General features: G+C 28.6%; 2 protein-coding genes. Both read left to right on the plus strand.

The features are described from left to right. Positions 1 to 477 (plus strand): MBOAT family O-acyltransferase (locus JWF52_RS18180; protein WP_286184271.1); only part of this gene is annotated, 477 nt, incomplete at its 5' end. Positions 478 to 1018: 541 nt separating this feature from the next. Beyond that, a partial coding sequence (locus JWF52_RS18185) for a methyl-accepting chemotaxis protein (RefSeq protein ID WP_208334891.1) occupies positions 1019 to 2311 on the plus strand: 1293 nt, incomplete at its 3' end.

Consider the following 2311-nt stretch of genomic DNA (forward strand, 5'->3'; position numbering starts at 1 on the left):
AGTTTATATTTATTCTTTGATTTTGCAGGATATAGCTTATTTGCAGTAGGAACAAGTTATATACTAGGAATCAAAACACCGGACAACTTTAACAAGCCATTTATAAGTAAGGATATGAAAGAATTTTGGACTAGATGGCATATAAGTCTTTCAAGATGGTTTGGAGATTATATTTTCTCAAGGTTTGTAATATCTTCTATGAGAAAGAAAAGATTTAAAAAGAGAGCTACAGCAGCACATGTTGCTCAAATGATAACAATGATAACTATGGGATTTTGGCATGGTTTAACATGGTATTACATTTTATATGGTGTATATCAAGGGATAGTACTTATCCTAACAGATATTTATCAAAAGAAATCTAAATTTTATAAAAAGCATAAGAAAGAGAAATGGTTTGAAATTGTGCAAATTGTAATAACTTTTAATATTGCATGTTTTGGGTTACTGATTTTCTCAGGATACTTTAATAAATAAAGAGATATAAAAAATAGAATATAGATTAAAAACAGGTACTCGTAAGAGTGCCTGTTTTTTATACAATTAAATTCCTTATAAAAATGTATGGTCAGTTATATTACTTTTTTGTCTAATTTATAAATTATTTGTAAACATCTGTATATTTAAAATATTAAATAAACTTACAATATAAGAAATTATTTTACAGAATATCTAAAGTTTTTAACTATTTGTCCGTATAAAAAAGAGGCGAACTATTTGAGGTTATAAGAATAATTGGAAAAATACAATTGTTAGAATATGACATCAACAATATCAACATGCACTTCAAAAATTATGGAAGTGTACCGGAATATAAGAACCATCTGTGATTTAAAAATATAAATCATAAATATTAAAATAATATAGCTCTACATGCTATTAAAATGGGAATTTATTTAGAGCTTAGACATCTAAGGAAAAGACAACGTTGGCTATTTGAACTTATTATTTAAATAGAAAAAATTATTGTATGATGTAGAAAAATTATGACAAAAAAATTGCGGGGGAGGAATATGTAATGAAGAATTTAAAAATAGGCAAAAAGCTAATCGTAGCTTTTGGTATTTTGTTAGTGCTTACATCGTTTTCAAGTTTTTATACAATAAGTAAATTAAAAGAATCAGAAAAATTCAGTCAACAGTTATTTACGGGGCCTTATGTAACGACAACTGAATCTATGGGGATTCGTAGAGATTTAGTTGCTGTTGGAAGATATCTAGGTAATGCAATCATGGAAAAGAACCTTGAATTATATAAAGCTAAAATGACGGTCGAATTTGATAGTATTGCAAAAAGACTTAAAAATATTAAATCAGCTTTTAGTGGAGATCAAAAACTTGTTGATAATCTTGAACAATCAATACAAAGTTTAAAACAAGAATGTGATAAAGTTCTTGAGCTTATAGGTCAAGGTAATTACGAAAAAGCAGTAGAAATAACAGAGCCAAATACTCCATATTTTAATGCATACGACAAGTGTGTTGATTATGCAATATCTTTTAATGAACAAGTAGAGGCTGATGCTATTAAATTTAACAAAGGAATAAAAGAAACATCAACAAGAGCAACATTTGCTTCTATAGGAGTTAGCATATTTACTATAGTATCAGGAATAGCTATATGTTTATATATTACAAACAGGTTAAAGAATCCAATCAAAGAGATAGAAGAAGCTGCAGAGAAAATGGCTGTTGGTGACTATAATATTGATATTGATTATGAATCAAAAGATGAATTAGGATCTTTAGCGAATAGTATGCGTAAAATGAGTAATACAACTAAAGAAATTATAAATGACTCAGTTCGTGTATTAGGAGAAGTTGCATCAGGTAATTTCAATATTGAAACTGAAGTTGAATATACAGGAGTATTCAAAGAAATTGAAAAATCAGTATATAGAATAACTAATGATTTAAGTGAAACAATGTCACAAATAAATGTAGCTGCAGAAGAAGTTGGGGCAGCATCAGATCAAGTTGCTAGTGGATCACAAATGTTATCACAAGGATCTACTGAACAAGCAAGTGCAATCCAAGAATTATCTGCAACCATTATAGAAATATCTGACAAAATTAAAGACACTGCAGACAATGCTAGAAAAGCTAATTCTTTAACAGTAAGTTCAGCCCGTCAAGTTAAAGATGGAAATGAACAAATGAAGCAAATGGTTAAAGCAATGGAAGAGATTTCATTTACTTCTAATGAAATAGGAAGAATTATAAAAACAATAGATGATATAGCATTCCAAACAAATATATTAGCATTAAATGCCGCTGTAGAAGCAGCTAGAGCAGGTTCTGCTGGTAAAGGA

It is taken from the genome of Clostridium sp. CCUG 7971, assembly GCF_017590215.1.
GTDB lineage: Bacteria > Bacillota > Clostridia > Peptostreptococcales > Peptostreptococcaceae > Faecalimicrobium.